Below are 15,923 nucleotides of genomic sequence, written 5' to 3' on the forward strand. Positions count from 1 at the left end.
CACTGTGCCGCAAAGTGCTCACGGTTTCGCAGGCAATGTGCCTCTGGGGGCGGGATTCTCCTGCATCCGCGAGCCTCCCACCGTGGAACCCGCTGTGGACCCCGGCGGAGCGCCACGACCAGGGCCTACAGCTCCGCCAGCAACTCCGCCTTCTTCGACGAGAACTCCTCGTCCGTCACCAGTCCCGCCTGGTGCAGTTCCCCGAGGTGGCGTATGCGGTCGGCGATGTCCGCGGGGTCGCGGCGCACGGCGGCCGCGGCCACCGCGGGCACCGGCGCGGACGTGCGCGCCGCCGCGAGGACGGCCGCCGCGAACGGCAGTGACTCGTGCACGGGCCCGTAGCCCAGCCCGAACACCACGGCTGCCGGGTCCTGGTCGGCGTGCGGGGGCTGGGCGGGCTCGTCGCGGCGCAGCAGCCGCAGATGCCCTTCGAAGACCTCCGGGGAGCGCCACTCCACGCCGCACAACTCCCCGATGGAGAAGCGCTGGTCGCCGGCCTTCCACTTGGCGGACGAGGCACCCGTCCAGAACCAGCGGAAGGAGACCGTGGTCCCGTCGAAGGCGGCCCTTCCGTCGTACGCCTTGAACCGCAGCGGCGCCTCGGGGGGCGGTACCAGGTGGCGCTCGGCGGGGCCCGACTCGGTGAGCAGGGCGAGGAGTTCGTCGGCGTAGTACTCGGCGAGCGTCCCGCGTTCGGCGGGCAGCACGAGCCGGTAGGGGTCGCAGCTGTCCTTCAGCTGTCCGGCCGCCGCCTCCATCAGCGGGTCGGCGCCGGGCCGCGGCTCGATGCGCAGCACGACGGTGTCGCGTCTGCCGGGGGTCAGCGTCACTCCGGCGATGGCCTCCACGGGGATGCGGCGTTCCCCGAGTGCCTGAAACAACTTGGGTGTTCTGATCCCCCTTTCGTACCGGATGAGCACGGAGTCGGAATCGAACTCCCAGGCAGCGTGAAATCCGGCCAGTACGTCACCCATGCGGCTCATCGTATGCGGCGCGAGCTTTTTCGTCCCCTCCCCGTGCATACCGCGGTTCCTCCGTTCTCTACGCGCGTCCCGATGCGGCGGCGTGGGACAAACCCGCCCGGCATAGGCCGTTCTCGTGTGCGCAGTCCACCGCGCGGTATGCGCCAACGCCGATCTCGGCGAAGTTGCGCAGGCTGTCGGTGCCCGGCACGAAGTACCCGCTGTGTCCCCGGGCCTCACGCGCCGACAGCACGCGCGCTCCGAACGCCGGGGACACCGGGTCGGTCCCGTGTCCCAGCCCGCCGACCTCCAGGTAGGGCACGTCCTGGATCCAGTCGTCGGCGTCCCGCATCGCCCACACTCGTGCGTGGGTGCGCAGGTCGGTGACCGTCCCGGCCCGCATGCCGGGACTGCCGGCCACCGCTATGTCGGTCACCCGGCCGGGCAGCGCGGGCGCGGCGAGCCCGCACACCACGGAGCCGTAGCTGTGGCAGAACAGGGAGACGCGGGCCTCGCCGGGCAGGGCGCGCAGCAGCGAGCCGAGGCGTGCCGCGCCGTCCTCGGCGCGCGTCGCCATCGCCGACTCCATGCCGAGCCCGCTGGGCGCGGTGTAGTCGGCCCAGGCGATCACGGCGGTACGGGTCGAGGGGGCTGCCGTGTGCTCGGCCGCGTAGAGCGACTGGGCCATGCCGACGGGCGCCGCATAGCGACGGTAGGTGCGCTGGAAGGTGAGCAGATCGGTGTCGACGCCGGGGACGACGACCGAGACCCGCTCGGCCTTGCGCAGGTTGCCGAACACCTCGGCGGCCCGGCCGGGGCCCGACGGGTCGAAGGCGAGGATCTGGCGGCCGGAGCTCATCAGGGCCGTGAAGCGGTTCATCCGGCGGCCCGCCTGATGCTGCCCGGCGGGCGTGAGCCGTTTGTCGCGCATCCGTTCCCGCTCGATCTCGCGGGCCTGCCCCAGCGCGATGCGGTTGGCGCGGTAGCGCAGCGTGACCGGGGCGCCGTTCATGTTGCCGACCGCGAGCGGGAAGCGGTGGGCGAGGCCCACCCGCTGCGCCTTGGTGAGGGAGGCGAAGAACCGGGTCAGTTCGGCGGGCGCGGACTGGGGGGCGGGCAGCCGGTGGCCTCCTATGTGGCCCCGCTCCCAGGCGATGAGCGAGGCCGGGAGCGGTGCCGTGTCCCGCTGGTGGCGCAGTGCCGTCCAGCCGGTGGTCGCCAGCATCACGAAGACGACGGCCAGTGCGAGGAGCGCACGCCACACGTTCAGTTGCGGGGTGGTGTCGAAGGAAGTCACTGAAAGGACACACTAGGAGAACGAGAGGGTCTCGCGTCAACCGGGTGACGAGTATCACGTTTTGATGCGTCGGCGTGTGAGCAGTGGTCAACCGGCGGTGGGCCGGGTGCCGCTCCAGGGCCCCGCCAGGGCGGGCCCCAGCTGGTCCAGGTGGGCCGTCGTCAGCTCGCGCAGGGCGGCGAGGCCGGAGTCCCCGGCGGACCAGGACCGTTCCGCCACCCGGACCACGCCGCAGACCGCGGCCACCAGGATGCGTGGCCGGGGATCGGTGTCCAGGTCGACGCCCTCGCGGCCGGCGATCACGCGGGCCAGCCGCTCCTCCAGTTCGCTCGAGCGCCGCAGATGGGCGGCGAGCAGCGCGGGCGTCGACTCGATCGCCCGGTACACCCGCAGGTGCAGCTCCAGCGGCACGACCTGCTCGACGACCTCGTTGATGCCGTCCCAGCTCTCCCGCAGGGCGCCGCGCAGCACGTCCAGCGGAGGCTCGCCGGGCGGGCGCCCCCGTACGGCGTCGACGACGAGGGACTCCGCGAGGTGCGGGACGTAGAACGCGACCTCCTCCTTGCTGGCGAAGTAGCGGAAGAAGGTGCGCTGCGAGACGTGGGCGGTCGCCGCGATGTCGTCGACCGTCGTCCCCTCGTAGCCGCGGGTCGCGAACAGTTCCAGGGAGGACCGGACCAGTGCGTCGCGGGTGAGCCGCTTCCTGTGCTCCCGCAGCCCCGGCGCCGGTACCGCGCCGACGACGGTCCCGACCGTCTCCATGGTTCCTCCCGTGGCTCTCCGGATCCTTTCCCCCGTGGTTCCCCGCGGTTCCCCGTGGTTCCCTCGGGGCGCTTCCGGAACTGTTCTCCCATTTCAGGCTATACGGGCATGTCGACCGAGTTAATGATCGGTGAATTGGTTTGTCAACTGTCAGTGGCTGTCATTAGCCTCGAAGGCATGACTAGTCAGACCACCATCGACGCGACGGGCCCCGGGGACAGGACTCCTCCGGACGCCCCGTCGGACGCGGCACCCGGCAGAGGGCTGCGCGGCCATCCCTGGCTCACCCTCTTCACCGTCGCCGTCGGCGTCATGATGGTGGCCCTCGACGGCACCATCGTCGCCATCGCCAACCCTGTCATCGCCCGTGACCTGGGCGCCAGTTTCGCCCAGGTCCAGTGGATCACCAACGCGTACTTCCTCGCCCTCGCGGTCTCCCTGATCACCGCGGGCAAGCTCGGTGACCGGTTCGGCCACCGGCAGACCTTCCTCATCGGCGTCGTCGGCTTCGCCGCCGCCTCGGGAGCGATCGGCCTGTCCGACAGCATCGCGTCGGTCATCGTCTTCCGCGTCCTGCAGGGTCTGTTCGGCGCGCTGCTGATGCCGGCCGCGCTGGGCCTGCTGCGCGCGACCTTCCCGGCCGAGAAGCTCAACATGGCCATCGGTATCTGGGGCATGGTCATCGGTGCCTCCACCGCCGGTGGCCCGATCCTCGGCGGTGTCCTCGTCGAGCACGTCAGCTGGCAGTCGGTCTTCTGGATCAACGTCCCGGTCGGCGTCGTCGCGCTCGCCCTCGGCGTGTGGATCCTGCTCGACCACCGCGCGGAGAACCGCCCGCACTCCTTCGACGTGCCCGGCATCGGCCTGCTGTCCGGCGCGATGTTCTGCCTGGTCTGGGCGCTGATCAAGGCCCCCGAGTGGGGTTGGGGAGACCTCAGGACCTGGGGGTTCATCGCCGTCTCGGTGGTGCTCTTCGCGCTCTTCGCGTTCTGGGAGAAGCGGGTCAAGGAGCCGCTGATCCCGCTGGCGATGTTCCGCTCCGTCCCGCTGTCCGCGGGTGTCGTGCTGATGGTCCTCATGGCCATCTCCTTCATGGGCGGCCTGTTCTTCGTCACCTTCTACCTGCAGAACGTGCACGGCCTGAGCCCGGTCGACGCCGGTCTGCACCTGCTGCCGCTCACCGGCATGATGATCGTCGGCTCCCCGCTGGCCGGCGCGGTGATCACCAAGGTCGGTCCGCGCATCCCGCTGGCCGGCGGCATGGCCTTCACCGCGCTCGCCATGTTCGGCGTCTCCACGCTCCAGAAGGACACCGGCAGCGCCGTGATGTCGCTCTGGTTCGCCCTGCTGGGCCTCGGCCTGGCCCCCGTCATGGTCGGCGCCACTGAAGTCATCGTGGGCAACGCGCCGCTGGAGCTCTCCGGTGTCGCCGGTGGTCTCCAGCAGGCCGCCATGCAGGTCGGCGGCAGCCTCGGTACGGCTGTGCTGGGCGCGGTGATGGCCTCCAAGGTCGACAGCGACCTCGCGGACAACTGGGCGGGCGCGGGACTTCCCCCGCTCACTCCCGAACAGGCCGCGCAGGCCGCCGAGGCCGTCCAGGTCGGGGTACCCCCGGTGAGCGAGCAGATGCCCCCGGACATGGTCGCGACGGTCACCGACGTGGCGCACGACACCTTCCTCTCCGGCATGAGCATGGCTTCCCTGGTCGCCACCGGAGTCGCCGTCGTGGCGGTGGGCGTCGCCTTCCTCGCCAAGCGCGGTGAGAACGTGGAGGCCGGCGCGGGCGTCGGCCACATCTGACGGACCCGGTGACCGGGTTCGCTCATCAGGGTGAACCGATGCGGTGATCCCTCCCGTTCGGAGGGGGCCGCAGGTGACAGTGGGTCATGCCCTCCGTAGGGCCTGGAGGATGCCGGCTGCGGCGCGCTGCTGGAGGGGGGGGCAGCGCGCAGGCAGCGGCCTGCCCGCCATCGCTTCGGGGGCATTCACGCCCCGAGCGGGGGTACCCGCATGTCGAACCCCACTGCAACTCCAACCAACCCAGGGGTTCTGGGAGTTGATGATGGCGAGTTTCGGAAACGGCACGCGCAGGCACCCCCGCTCACGTGGCCGGACGTGGTCAGGGAGCGGGACGGATCGCGCGACGCTCGGAATCATCGGAGTCATCTGCGCGGTCGCCGGATTCTTCGTGCTGGGCATCGTTCTCGGCCCGGTGGCGATCGTCTGCGGCTGGCTCGCCATGGGCCGCAGCTGGGGCGGCGCTCGCCCGGTCCCGGCGCTGATCGCCGTGGTCCTGGGCGCCATCGACACGCTGCTGGCGGTCATCTGGCTGGCCTCGGCCACCGGCCCGGGCTACGGAGTGTTCTGACGACCCGGGAGATCCGGGCCCGGACGGAGGACTCCGGGTCCGGACGGACGAAGCCCCGGGCATCGGACGGACGCCTCCGGGACGGAACAGGAGTGGGGCCTCCGGCGACTCGCCGGAGGCCCTTCTCCATGCGCTCTGCGCCCCGCACCATGTGAGGCGCTCCGCGCGCCCGTGGGCGGCGTCCGACGCCCGTCACAGCCGTCGGGCCCCGCCCGTCACGGGGTCAGGCGTCGCCGCCCGCCGGACCCGGTTCGGCCGCGGCCACGTCGAGCAGCCGGTAGCGGTCGATGGCCTGCTTCAGCACGGACCGGTCGACGTGCCCCTCGCGGGCCAGCTCCGTCAGCACGCCCACCACGATCGACTGCGCGTCGATGTGGAAGAACCGCCGGGCCGCCCCGCGCGTGTCGGCGAAGCCGAAGCCGTCCGCGCCCAGCGACTGGTACGTCCCCGGTACCCAGCGCGCGATCTGGTCCGGCACCGACCGCATCCAGTCCGACACCGCCAGGACCGGCCCCTGCGCCGAGGACAGCTTCCGGGTGACGTACGGCACCCGCTGCTCCTCCTCGGGGCCCAGCAGGTTGTGCCGCTCGCACTCCACGGCCTCGCGTCGCAGCTCGTTCCAGGAGGTCGCCGACCAGACGTCGGCCCGCACGTCCCACTCCTCGGCGAGGATCCGCTGCGCCTCGAGGGCCCAGGGCACCGCGACACCGGAGGCGAGGATCTGCGCGGGGAGCGAGCCCGCGGTGCCCTCACGGAAGCGGTACAGGCCCTTGAGGATGCCGTCCACGTCCACGTTCTCCGGCTCGGCCGGGTGCTGGATGGGCTCGTTGTAGAGGGTCAGGTAGTAGAAGACGTCCTCGCCGTGCGGGTGCTGCTCGTCGCCGCCGTACATCCGGCGCAGACCGTCCTGCACGATGTGCGCGATCTCGAACCCGAAGGCCGGGTCGTAGGCGACGCACGCCGGGTTCGTGGACGCCAGCAGCTGCGAGTGGCCGTCCGCGTGCTGAAGACCCTCACCGGTCAGAGTCGTACGCCCCGCGGTCGCACCGAGGACGAAACCGCGTGCCAGCTGGTCACCCATCTGCCAGAACTGGTCACCGGTGCGCTGGAAACCGAACATCGAGTAGAAGACGTACACCGGGATCAGCGGCTCGCCGTGCGTGGCGTACGCCGAGCCGGCCGCGATCAGCGAGGCCGTGCAGCCGGCCTCGGAGATGCCGTCGTGCAGCATCTGCCCGTTCGGCGCCTCCTTGTACGCGAGCAGCAGATCCCGGTCCACGGACTCGTACTTCTGACCCAGCGGGTTGTAGATCTTCGCGCTCGGGAAGAACGAGTCCATGCCGAACGTGCGGTACTCGTCCGGCGCGATCAGTACGAACCGTTTGCCGATCTCCTTGTCCCGCATGAGGTCCTTGAGGAGCCGGACAAAGGCCATGGTCGTCGCGATGGACTGCTGGCCCGATCCCTTCTTCACGTTCGCGTACGTCTTGTCGCCGGGCAGCGTGAGTGGCTCGGAGCGCACCACGCGCGTCGGCACATACCCGCCGCAGGACTTGCGGCGGTCGTGCATGTACTGGATCTCCTCCGAGTCCCGGCCCGGGTGGTAGTACGGCGGCAGGCCGGACTCCAGCTCCCTGTCGGAGATCGGCAGGTGCAGCCGGTCGCGGAAGCCCTTGAGGTCGTCGACCGTCAGCTTCTTCATCTGGTGCGTGGCGTTGCGGCCCTCGAAGTTCGGGCCCAGCGTCCAGCCCTTGACCGTCTTGGCGAGGATCACCGTCGGCTGGCCCTTGTGGTCCAGGGCCGCCTTGTACGCCGCGTAGATCTTCCGGTGGTCGTGACCGCCGCGGCCCAGGTGCAGGATCTGGTCGTCGGTCATGTTCTCGACCATGGCGCGCAGCCGGTGGTCGTCACCGAAGAAGTGGTCGCGGATGTACGCCCCGGACTCGGTGGCGTACGTCTGGTACTGGCCGTCCGGCGTGGTGTTCATCCGGTTGACCAGTACGCCGTCCCGGTCCTGGGCGAGCAGCGGGTCCCAGGAGCGGTCCCAGACCAGCTTGATCACGTTCCAGCCGGCACCCCGGAAGACCGACTCCAGCTCCTGGATGATCTTGCCGTTGCCGCGCACCGGCCCGTCCAGGCGCTGCAGGTTGCAGTTGACGACGAAGGTCAGGTTGTCGAGGTTCTCGCGGGCCGCGAGCGTCAGCTGGCCCAGCGACTCCGGCTCGTCCATCTCGCCGTCACCGAGGAACGCCCACACGTGTGACTTCGAGGTGTCGACGATGCCGCGTGCCTGCATGTAACGGTTCATCCGGGCCTGGTAGATCGCGCCGATCGGGCCGAGGCCCATCGACACGGTCGGGAACTCCCAGAAGTCCGGCATCGAACGCGGGTGGGGGTAGGACGAGAGCGCTTCGGGCGCCTTCGACTTCTCCTGCCGGAAGCCGTCCAGCTGCCGCTCGCTCAGCCGGTCCAGCAGGTACGCGCGCGCGTAGATGCCCGGCGAGGCGTGGCCCTGGAAGAAGACCTGGTCGCCGCCGTCGCCCTCGTCCTTGCCGCGGAAGAAGTGGTTGAAACCCACGTCGTAGAGCGACGCCGAGGAGGCGAAGGTGGCGATGTGGCCGCCGACGCCGATCCCGGGCCGCTGCGCGCGCGAGACCATCACCGCCGCGTTCCAGCGGGTCGCGTTGAGGATCCTGCGCTCGATCTCCTGGTTGCCCGGGAAGAACGGCTCCGCGCTGGTGGGGATCGTGTTCACATAGTCCGTGCTGCGCATCTCGGGCACGGCCACGCGCCGCTCGCGGGCCCGCTCGATCAGGCGCAGCATCAGGTAGCGGGCCCGCTCCCGGCCGCGCTCGTCGACTGCGGCGTCGAGGGAATCGAGCCACTCCTGGGTTTCCTCGGGGTCGAAGTCAGGAACCTGACTCGGAAGGCCACCAATGATGATCGGGGTGCGATCGGATGCGGAAGCCACGCTGTTCCTTACCTGTCGAAGGGCCGTGAGGAGGCCGCTGCTTCACTGATGCAGCCGGGTCTGCGCGCTCCCCATGGTCCACCCCCGGGCCGCACACGTCATCTCTACCGATAGGTAACCCGCACGCGACACCGGTACGGTGGCGTACGGACCGAAACTCAAATTCATGCGAGTCTCGTACCCGTACGCAGTTCCCAAACGCCCATTCGGGGCACAAAGGTGTGGTGTGAGTCACTGTGGGCCAGGATGATGTGCCTGGAGTTGCGGTGACCCGGTCAGAATCGTCACCGTTTAGGCGGTCCGGACGGCCGGGTACTTGCGCGATTCGCCCCGCCCGTGTGGACTACGGCCAACGCCGCGCGCCCGCGCGTGGCTGAGATATTCCCAAACCATGATCAGGAGGCAAACCGTGAGCGCGACCGCGGACCACGCGGAGGAGCGGACGAACCCTGCCGCCAGGCTGGGGTTCCAGCCCGGGCAGGTGGTCCAGGAGATCGGCTACGACGACGACGTCGACCAGGAGCTCCGCGAGGCCATCGAGGGCGTCATCGAGAGCGACCTTGTCGACGAGGACTACGACGACGTGGCTGACGCCGTTGTGCTGTGGTTCCGCGACGACGACGGCGACCTGACGGACGCGCTGGTGGACGCCGGCACGTACATCGAGGAAGGTGGGGCGATCCTGCTCCTCACGCCGAAGACCGGCCGTTCGGGATACGTGGAGCCGAGTGACGTCTCGGAAGCCGCCACCACAGCCGGCCTGACCGCCGCCAAGAGCGTCAGCGTCGGCAAGGACTGGAGTGGCAGCCGACTGGCCACGCCGAAGGCGGCCAAGTCCCGGAGGTAGCAGTGGCCAAGTCCCGGAGGTAGCAGGGGCAGCGGCACCGCCCCCACGGGCAGCCGTACCCCGTTTTCAACCCGGACGGGCTGACCAGCTCAGCCCGTCCGGACCATTTTCGTACCCCTTGCGTAGGGTGTTCCCAAGGAACAGACCGGGCACAGCCCCCCCGAAGGGACGAACCAGGCGATGACGATCCAGGTCGGCGACCAGGCCCCCGACTTCGAGCTCAAGGACAACCACGGCGCGCCCGTACGGCTGTCCGACCACCGCGGCCGTCAGAACGTGGTGCTCGTCTTCTACCCCTTCGCCTTCACCAGCGTGTGCACCGACGAGCTGCGCGCCCTGCGCGACGGCCAAGGCCGTCTCGCCGACCGCGACACGCACCTGCTCGCCGTCTCCACCGACTCCGTCCACACCCTGCGCGTCTTCGCCGAGCAGGAGCGCCTGGAGTACCCCCTGCTGTCGGACTTCTGGCCGCACGGGGACGTCTCGCGCGCCTACGGCGTCTTCGACGACAGCAAGGGCTGCGCCGTACGGGGGACCTTCGTCATCGACCGGGAGGGCCTCGTACGGTGGACGGTCGTCAACGCGCTGCCCGACGCACGCGACCTGAACGACTACGTCGAGGCGCTCGACACGCTGTGAGCACGCCCGACAGCGGTGATCCTTCGGCCCCGGGGTCTGCGGTGGCCGGGAACCCATTACTAGGATCGACTCGTTGATCCGATATCCGATATCCGATATCCGACATCCGACGCACGACGGGGCTTCCTGCCCCCGGACATCAAGGGAGGACTCGTGGGAGTCAGCCTCAGCAAGGGCGGCAACGTATCGCTGACCAAGGAGGCGCCGGGCCTGACCGCGGTCATCGTCGGACTGGGGTGGGACGTCCGCACCACGACCGGCACCGACTTCGACCTGGACGCCAGTGCGCTGCTGGCGAACAACACGGGCAAGGTCAGCAGCGACGCCAACTTCGTCTTCTTCAACAACCTCAAGAGTCCCGACGGCTCGGTCGAGCACACCGGCGACAACCTCACCGGCGAGGGCGAGGGTGACGACGAGCAGATCAAGGTCAACCTCGCGGGTGTCCCCGCCGAGATCGAGAAGATCGTCTTCCCGGTGTCGATCTACGACGCGGAGAACCGCCAGCAGTCCTTCGGCCAGGTGCGCAACGCGTTCATCCGCGTCATCAACCAGGCCGGCGGCGCCGAGATCGCCCGCTACGACCTGTCCGAGGACGCCTCCACCGAGACCGCCATGGTCTTCGGAGAGCTGTACCGGCACGGCGCCGAGTGGAAGTTCCGCGCCATCGGCCAGGGCTACGCATCCGGTCTGCGCGGCATCGCGCAGGACTTCGGCGTGAACGTCTGAGACGCTCGCCTCCTGGGCGTTCCCGCCCGGGTTCGGCCGGCTCGCACGGCTGTTCCGTCCGGCGCCGCACGGTTTACGTGTGGCGCCGGACGTGCAGGACCACCTGAGAAGCTGTTGTCCCACCCCTTTCCGGGGCTGGGGAGCCTGGCACCGCCGTCTCCGGCGTTGTCGTCGGTCGCCGACGCTCCGCGTCGACTCCCTCCTCCGCCTTGGATCCGACGGCACCAGGCTCCCCAGCCTGATCCGAAACCGGGCGGGCCAACAGCTTCCAAGAAACATCACCCGGGGAGGGACCAGCATCATGGGCGTCACGCTCGCCAAGGGAGGAAACGTCTCCCTGTCCAAGGCCGCACCGAACCTCACGCAGGTGTTGATCGGGCTCGGCTGGGACGCGCGCTCCACCACCGGAGCCCCCTTCGACCTCGACGCCAGCGCACTGATGTGCAGCGGCGGCCGGGTCATGGGGGACGAGTGGTTCATCTTCTACAACCAGCTCCACAGCCCGGACGGCTCGGTGGAGCACACCGGTGACAACCTCACCGGTGAGGGCGAGGGCGACGACGAGTCCCTGCTGGTCGACCTCTCCAAGGTGCCGGACCGGTGCGACAAGATCGTTTTTCCGGTCTCCATCCATCTGGCCGACGACCGCGGCCAGGCTTTCGGGCAGGTCAGCAATGCTTTTATCCGAGTCGTCAATCAAGCGGACGGTCAGGAACTCGCCCGCTACGACCTCTCGGAGGATGCCTCCACGGAAACCGCGATGATCTTCGGCGAGCTCTACCGCTATCAGGGCGAGTGGAAGTTCAGGGCGGTGGGCCAGGGGTACGCGTCCGGGCTGAGGGGCATCGCTCTAGACTTCGGAGTCAATGTTTCGTAAAGCCGACTACGGTGGCGGGGAGAGTCTCCTCCGGAGGACGTCCGGGGGGAGCCCCCCACACATGATGGGGTAGCCAGTGGTTCTGAAAACCTTCGGCTGGTCGTTCGCGGTCACCGCGCTCGGCCTGGTCGCAGCGGTCCTTTTCGGGGGGTGGACCGCCTTCGGCATCGTGGCGATCCTCTCGATCCTCGAAATCTCGCTGTCCTTCGACAACGCGGTGGTCAACGCCGGAATCCTGAAGAAGATGAATGCCTTCTGGCAGAAGATCTTCCTCACCATCGGCATCCTGATCGCCGTCTTCGGTATGCGACTGGTCTTCCCCGTCGTGATCGTCGCCATCAGCGCCTCGCTCGGACCCATCGAGGCGGTCGATCTTGCCTTCAGTGACAAGGACCGCTACCAGCAACTGGTTACCGACGCCCACCCGTCGATCGCCGCCTTCGGTGGCATGTTCCTGTTGATGATCTTCCTGGACTTCGTCTTCGAGGACCGGGACATCAAGTGGCTGACCTGGATCGAGCGCCCGCTGTCCAAGCTCGGCAAGGTCGACATGCTGTCGGTCTGCATCGCGCTGATCGTCCTGCTGACCGCCTCCCTGACGGTCGGGGCCAACGCCTACCAGCACGGCGGCATGCACGTGGACAAGGCGGAAACCGTCCTCCTCGCCGGTATCGGCGGTCTGATCACCTACATGATCGTGGGCGGGCTCTCCGGCTACTTCGAGAACCGGCTCGAGGAGTCGGAGGAGCGCGAGCACGAGGAGGAGGAGCAGGCCGCGCGGGCCGGCAAGCCCAAAACGGCCCTCGCCATCGGCGGCAAGGCCGCGTTCTTCATGTTCCTCTACCTCGAGGTCCTGGACGCGTCCTTCTCCTTCGACGGCGTGATCGGCGCCTTCGCCATCACCAACGACATCGTGCTGATGGCCCTGGGCCTCGGTATCGGCGCCATGTACGTCCGTTCGCTGACGGTCTACCTGGTCCGCCAGGGCACCCTCGACGAGTACGTCTTTCTGGAGCACGGCGCGCACTACGCGATCGGCGCCCTCGCCGCGCTCCTGCTCATCACGATCCAGTACGAGATCAACGAGATCATCACCGGTCTCGTCGGTGTCGTCCTGATCGGCCTGTCCTTCTGGTCCTCCGTGCGCCGCAACAAGGCCCATGCGGCGGCCGAGGGCGCCGCGGGCGAGAAGACCGAGGTCTCCTCCGGGGTGTGACAGCCCTCCGGGTGAGGAACGCTCTGTTCGGGGCGGCCATCGAGGACCAGTCCTCGGGGCCGCCCCGACGGCCGTCCGGAGCCCGCACGGACGCCGGGCGACCCGTGGGGGCGGGCGGGGCAGCAGGGGCGCCGGCGGGGCAGCGGGGCAGCAGGATCGGCGGGGCAGCAGGATCGGCGGGGCAGCGGGGTTCGACGAGTGGACTTGGGGCGGGAATGGGCTTCCTGGACGGAATGTGGCGCGGAAACGACAGCGCCTTCGACTCGGGCAACGCGGCGACCAACGCCATCGAGCTGAGGAAACGGTATGCGCAGGTCTCCCTGACCAAACAGGGCGCGGCCACCGGAAATCTCCGGGTCAACCTGAGCTGGCGGATGCGGACCTCCGACCTGGGCGGTTCCCAGCGGGAGAGCCTGCTGCGCCACCCCTTCAGGGCGCTCAAGCCCCCGGAGGTCATCGCCCACAGCCAGAGCATGGTCAACGTCGACCTGGACCTCGGCTGCCTGTACGAGCTCCAGGACGGCACCAAGGGCGTGGTCCAGCCGCTCGGCGGCCTCCTCGGCGACGTCAACGGGCCGCCGTACGTCAAGCTCAGCGGCGACGACCGGTTCGGTTCGGGCTCAGGGGAGACGCTCTACGTCAACCTGGATCAGCGCGAGAACATCAAACGCCTGCTGGTCTTCGTGTACATCTACGACCAGACACCCGCCTTCGACCGGACCCAGGCCATGGTCACGCTCTATCCCGGCAACGGCCCGCGGATCGAGATAAGCCTGGACGAACGCCACCCGCAGGCCCGCTCCTGCGCGGTGGTGATGATCGAGAACATCAAGGAAGAGATCATCGTCCGCCGCGAGGTGAAGTTCGTCTACGGCTTCCAGGGAGAGCTGGACCGCCTCTACGGCTGGGGCCTGCAGTGGGGGCGCGGCTTCAAGTCGAAGACGGGGCGGTAGCCGGCGGCCGGACGGGCCCTACCGCCCGATGAACTGCGGCCCCTGCGGGGGCAGGCGGAAGTCGGGGTCGGGGGTGTGGGCGGCCGGGGGCGGGTAGCCGTAGCCGGACGGGGCCGCCGCGGCGGCGGGCACGGGGGACGTCTGGGGGTAGCCGTAGGCGGGCCGGCCGGTCGGCTGCGGGTAGCCGTAGGCCGGCTGGGTGGCCGGCGGCTGCTGGGGCGGGTAGCCGTACGCGGGCTGCGCCGGAACCCCCGGCGGCTGCTCGGGCGGCAGCGGGACGGAGAGATCGGCCGCGGCGGGGGCATGCGCCTGGGTCAGCGCCTCGGAGGGGGCCGAGGGCGCGGGCGTGGCGGCGGCCACAGGCTCCTGTGCGGCCTCCGACTCGTCCACCGAGATCCCGAAGTCCGTCGCCAGGCCCTTCAGCCCGTTCGAGTAGCCCTCGCCGAGCGCCCGGAACTTCCAGCCGTCCCCGCGCCGGTACAGCTCACCGCAGATCAGCGCGGTCTCCCGGCCCGTCTCCGGCGTGACGTCGAAGTACGCCAGCGCCTCCGCGTCCGGGGCCTGCGCGTCGTACAGCAGGATGCGCAGCGTGTCCACGGCGTCGAAGGTGACACCGTCCGCCGACGCCACCAGCAGAATCCGCCCGACGCCCTCCTCGACCCCGCCGAGATCTGTCTGGATCGTGTCGGTCAGGCTCTCGGCGACGCGCTTCTTGCCCAGTCGCCACACCTTGCCGGACGGGTGCCGGGGCTGGTTGTAGAAGACGAAGTCCTCGTCCGACCGGACCCGGTCGTCGAGCCCGAGGAGCAGAGCGGACGCGTCCACGTCAGGTACCCCCTGGCCGGGCGACCAGCGCAGGACTGCGCGTACCGTGGTGGCTCGGAGCGGGACGTTCGACCCCTTCAGCATGGCGTGCGTCATGCGGTCATCCTGCCCTCTCCGTCCTGGTCACGACAATGCGGGGTGCCGGCGCGCGCCGACGCCGACCGGCACCGACATGACCGGGTCACCTGAAGTTCACGCCCGGCGGGAACCGCCGACATCGATACGTACGTACTATTACCGGCCACCTTTCGACATTCCACAGCCATTCCACAGCATGCCCAACGGTCCCGGGGGAGTTCAATGCATCACTTCGGACAGGTCGCCCCTGCGGTGCGGAAACGTCTCTTCCACCGGGAGCCGGGCCTGTTCACGGCCCAGTCCCCGGCCCGCCTGCTCTCCATGGCCCTCGGCGCCACGCTGTACAGCCCCGCGACCCGTCCCCGGCTCGCCGACGACATCGTCAAGCAGGCCGGGAACGGCGTGGTCTCGATGGTGCTGTGCCTCGAGGACTCCATAGGCGACGACGACGTGACCGCCGGCGAGGCGAACCTCGTGGCCCAGTTCGCCGACCTGGCCGGCCGGCCCGGGGCCGATCTGCCGCTGCTGTTCATCCGGGTCCGCACCCCCGAGCAGATACCCGACCTCGTCCGGCGCCTCGGCCCCACCGCCGGGCTGCTGTCCGGGTTCGTCCTGCCGAAGTTCACCGAGGAACGCGGCGTGCCCTTCCTCGAGGCCCTCACCGTCGCCGAGGCCTCCGCCGGGCACCGCCTCTTCGCGATGCCGGTGCTGGAGTCGCCGGAGCTGCTCTACCGCGAGACCCGGGTGGAGACCCTCGAAGGCATCCTCCGCGCGGTCGACAAGTACCGCGACCGGGTCCTCGCCCTCCGCCTCGGCGTGACCGACTTCTGCTCCCCGTACGGGCTGCGCCGCGGCTCCGACATGACGGCCTACGACCTCCAGATCGTCGCCTCCGTGATCGCCGACGTGGTGAACATGCTGGCCCGGGTCGACGGCACCGGATTCACCGTGACCGGGCCGGTCTGGGAGTACTTCCGGGTCCAGGAGCGCATGTTCAAGCCGCAACTGCGGCAGAGCCCGTTCCTCGAGGTGCAGGCCGTGGGGCTGCGCCAGTCACTGATCGAGCACGCCATGGACGGCCTGCTGCGGGAGATCTCCCTGGACCGGGCCAACGGACTGCAGGGCAAGACCTGCATCCACCCCTCGCACGTCCTGCCCGTGCACGCGCTGTCCGTCGTCAGCCACGAGGAGTACAGCGACGCCCAGGACATCCTGCGGCCGGAACGCGGCGCCGGCGGTGTCATGAGGTCGGCTTACACGAACAAAATGAACGAGGTGAAGCCGCACCGCGCCTGGGCCGAGCGGACCGTGCTGCGCGCCGAGGTGTTCGGCGTCGCCAACGAGGAGATCGGGTTCGTGGAGCTGCTCGCGGCCGGCCTGGCCAAGTGACCCGACCCGA

Annotated in this window: 14 protein-coding genes; 9 read left to right on the top strand and 5 right to left on the bottom strand. The window is 69.5% G+C overall.

All coding sequences use genetic code 11. From position 1 onward, the window contains the following. Nucleotides 1–125: 125 nt before the first annotated feature. The 3 genes from ACFPZI_RS15370 to ACFPZI_RS15380 form a co-directional block, all read right to left on the bottom strand. Complete coding sequence (locus ACFPZI_RS15370) at nucleotides 126–974, bottom strand: DUF4429 domain-containing protein (RefSeq protein ID WP_381363396.1); 849 nt, start codon at nucleotides 972–974, stop codon at nucleotides 126–128. Between the two features lie 67 nt (nucleotides 975–1,041). Next, nucleotides 1,042–2,259 (bottom strand): alpha/beta hydrolase, encoded by a 1,218-nt coding sequence (locus ACFPZI_RS15375; RefSeq protein WP_381363397.1) that lies wholly within the window; start codon nucleotides 2,257–2,259, stop codon nucleotides 1,042–1,044. Nucleotides 2,260–2,346: 87 nt separating this feature from the next. Further along, entirely contained in the window at nucleotides 2,347–3,021 is a 675-nt protein-coding gene (locus tag ACFPZI_RS15380) for a TetR family transcriptional regulator (RefSeq protein ID WP_381363399.1), read from the bottom strand. 177 nt (nucleotides 3,022–3,198) lie between these two features. Between ACFPZI_RS15380 and ACFPZI_RS15385 the strand changes: the two genes are divergently transcribed. Next, complete coding sequence (locus tag ACFPZI_RS15385) at nucleotides 3,199–4,821, top strand: MFS transporter (RefSeq protein ID WP_381363401.1); 1,623 nt, start codon at nucleotides 3,199–3,201, stop codon at nucleotides 4,819–4,821. 259 nt (nucleotides 4,822–5,080) lie between these two features. After that, complete coding sequence (locus tag ACFPZI_RS15390) at nucleotides 5,081–5,389, top strand: small hydrophobic protein (protein WP_381363403.1); 309 nt, start codon at nucleotides 5,081–5,083, stop codon at nucleotides 5,387–5,389. Between the two features lie 223 nt (nucleotides 5,390–5,612). Here ACFPZI_RS15390 and aceE read toward each other — a convergent pair whose 3' ends face one another. Further along, nucleotides 5,613–8,360 (bottom strand): pyruvate dehydrogenase (acetyl-transferring), homodimeric type, encoded by a 2,748-nt coding sequence (gene aceE, locus ACFPZI_RS15395; protein ID WP_381363405.1) that lies wholly within the window; start codon nucleotides 8,358–8,360, stop codon nucleotides 5,613–5,615. A gap of 409 nt (nucleotides 8,361–8,769) precedes the next feature. On the opposite strand from aceE, the gene ACFPZI_RS15400 reads away from it, so the two are divergent. The 6 genes from ACFPZI_RS15400 (at nucleotide 8,770) to ACFPZI_RS15425 (ending at nucleotide 13,621) form a co-directional block, all read left to right on the top strand. After that, on the top strand, nucleotides 8,770–9,207 hold the full coding sequence (locus tag ACFPZI_RS15400; RefSeq protein ID WP_055595440.1) for a DUF3052 domain-containing protein: 438 nt from the start codon (nucleotides 8,770–8,772) through the stop codon (nucleotides 9,205–9,207). A gap of 180 nt (nucleotides 9,208–9,387) precedes the next feature. Next, complete coding sequence (locus ACFPZI_RS15405; RefSeq protein ID WP_381363406.1) at nucleotides 9,388–9,846, top strand: peroxiredoxin; 459 nt, start codon at nucleotides 9,388–9,390, stop codon at nucleotides 9,844–9,846. 153 nt (nucleotides 9,847–9,999) lie between these two features. Next, on the top strand, nucleotides 10,000–10,575 hold the full coding sequence (locus ACFPZI_RS15410; RefSeq protein ID WP_055595442.1) for a TerD family protein: 576 nt from the start codon (nucleotides 10,000–10,002) through the stop codon (nucleotides 10,573–10,575). A gap of 301 nt (nucleotides 10,576–10,876) precedes the next feature. Next, nucleotides 10,877–11,452, top strand: coding sequence for a TerD family protein (locus ACFPZI_RS15415; protein WP_381212555.1), 576 nt, complete (start codon nucleotides 10,877–10,879; stop codon nucleotides 11,450–11,452). Nucleotides 11,453–11,528: 76 nt separating this feature from the next. After that, nucleotides 11,529–12,668 (top strand): DUF475 domain-containing protein, encoded by a 1,140-nt coding sequence (locus ACFPZI_RS15420; protein WP_381363408.1) that lies wholly within the window; start codon nucleotides 11,529–11,531, stop codon nucleotides 12,666–12,668. 215 nt (nucleotides 12,669–12,883) lie between these two features. Then, nucleotides 12,884–13,621, top strand: a complete 738-nt coding sequence (locus ACFPZI_RS15425) for a TerD family protein (protein WP_381363410.1) — start codon at nucleotides 12,884–12,886, stop codon at nucleotides 13,619–13,621. Between the two features lie 18 nt (nucleotides 13,622–13,639). Here ACFPZI_RS15425 and ACFPZI_RS15430 read toward each other — a convergent pair whose 3' ends face one another. After that, nucleotides 13,640–14,542, bottom strand: coding sequence for a TerD family protein (locus ACFPZI_RS15430; protein ID WP_381363412.1), 903 nt, complete (start codon nucleotides 14,540–14,542; stop codon nucleotides 13,640–13,642). 204 nt (nucleotides 14,543–14,746) lie between these two features. On the opposite strand from ACFPZI_RS15430, the gene ACFPZI_RS15435 reads away from it, so the two are divergent. Then, on the top strand, nucleotides 14,747–15,913 hold the full coding sequence (locus ACFPZI_RS15435; protein ID WP_381363414.1) for an HpcH/HpaI aldolase/citrate lyase family protein: 1,167 nt from the start codon (nucleotides 14,747–14,749) through the stop codon (nucleotides 15,911–15,913). Nucleotides 15,914–15,923 lie beyond the last annotated feature (10 nt).

It is taken from the genome of Streptomyces chlorus (assembly GCF_042655885.1).
Lineage (GTDB): Bacteria > Actinomycetota > Actinomycetes > Streptomycetales > Streptomycetaceae > Streptomyces > Streptomyces chlorus.

Coding starts and splice junctions, on each gene's coding strand:
- ACFPZI_RS15370 (WP_381363396.1), bottom strand. CDS start 974: ATGGGTGACGTACTGGCCGGATTTCACGCTGCCTGGGAGTTCGATTCC.
- ACFPZI_RS15380 (WP_381363399.1), bottom strand. CDS start 3,021: ATGGAGACGGTCGGGACCGTCGTCGGCGCGGTACCGGCGCCGGGGCTG.
- ACFPZI_RS15385 (WP_381363401.1), top strand. CDS start 3,199: ATGACTAGTCAGACCACCATCGACGCGACGGGCCCCGGGGACAGGACT.
- ACFPZI_RS15390 (WP_381363403.1), top strand. CDS start 5,081: ATGATGGCGAGTTTCGGAAACGGCACGCGCAGGCACCCCCGCTCACGT.
- ACFPZI_RS15405 (WP_381363406.1), top strand. CDS start 9,388: ATGACGATCCAGGTCGGCGACCAGGCCCCCGACTTCGAGCTCAAGGAC.
- ACFPZI_RS15415 (WP_381212555.1), top strand. CDS start 10,877: ATGGGCGTCACGCTCGCCAAGGGAGGAAACGTCTCCCTGTCCAAGGCC.
- ACFPZI_RS15425 (WP_381363410.1), top strand. CDS start 12,884: ATGGGCTTCCTGGACGGAATGTGGCGCGGAAACGACAGCGCCTTCGAC.
- ACFPZI_RS15430 (WP_381363412.1), bottom strand. CDS start 14,542: ATGACGCACGCCATGCTGAAGGGGTCGAACGTCCCGCTCCGAGCCACC.
- ACFPZI_RS15435 (WP_381363414.1), top strand. CDS start 14,747: ATGCATCACTTCGGACAGGTCGCCCCTGCGGTGCGGAAACGTCTCTTC.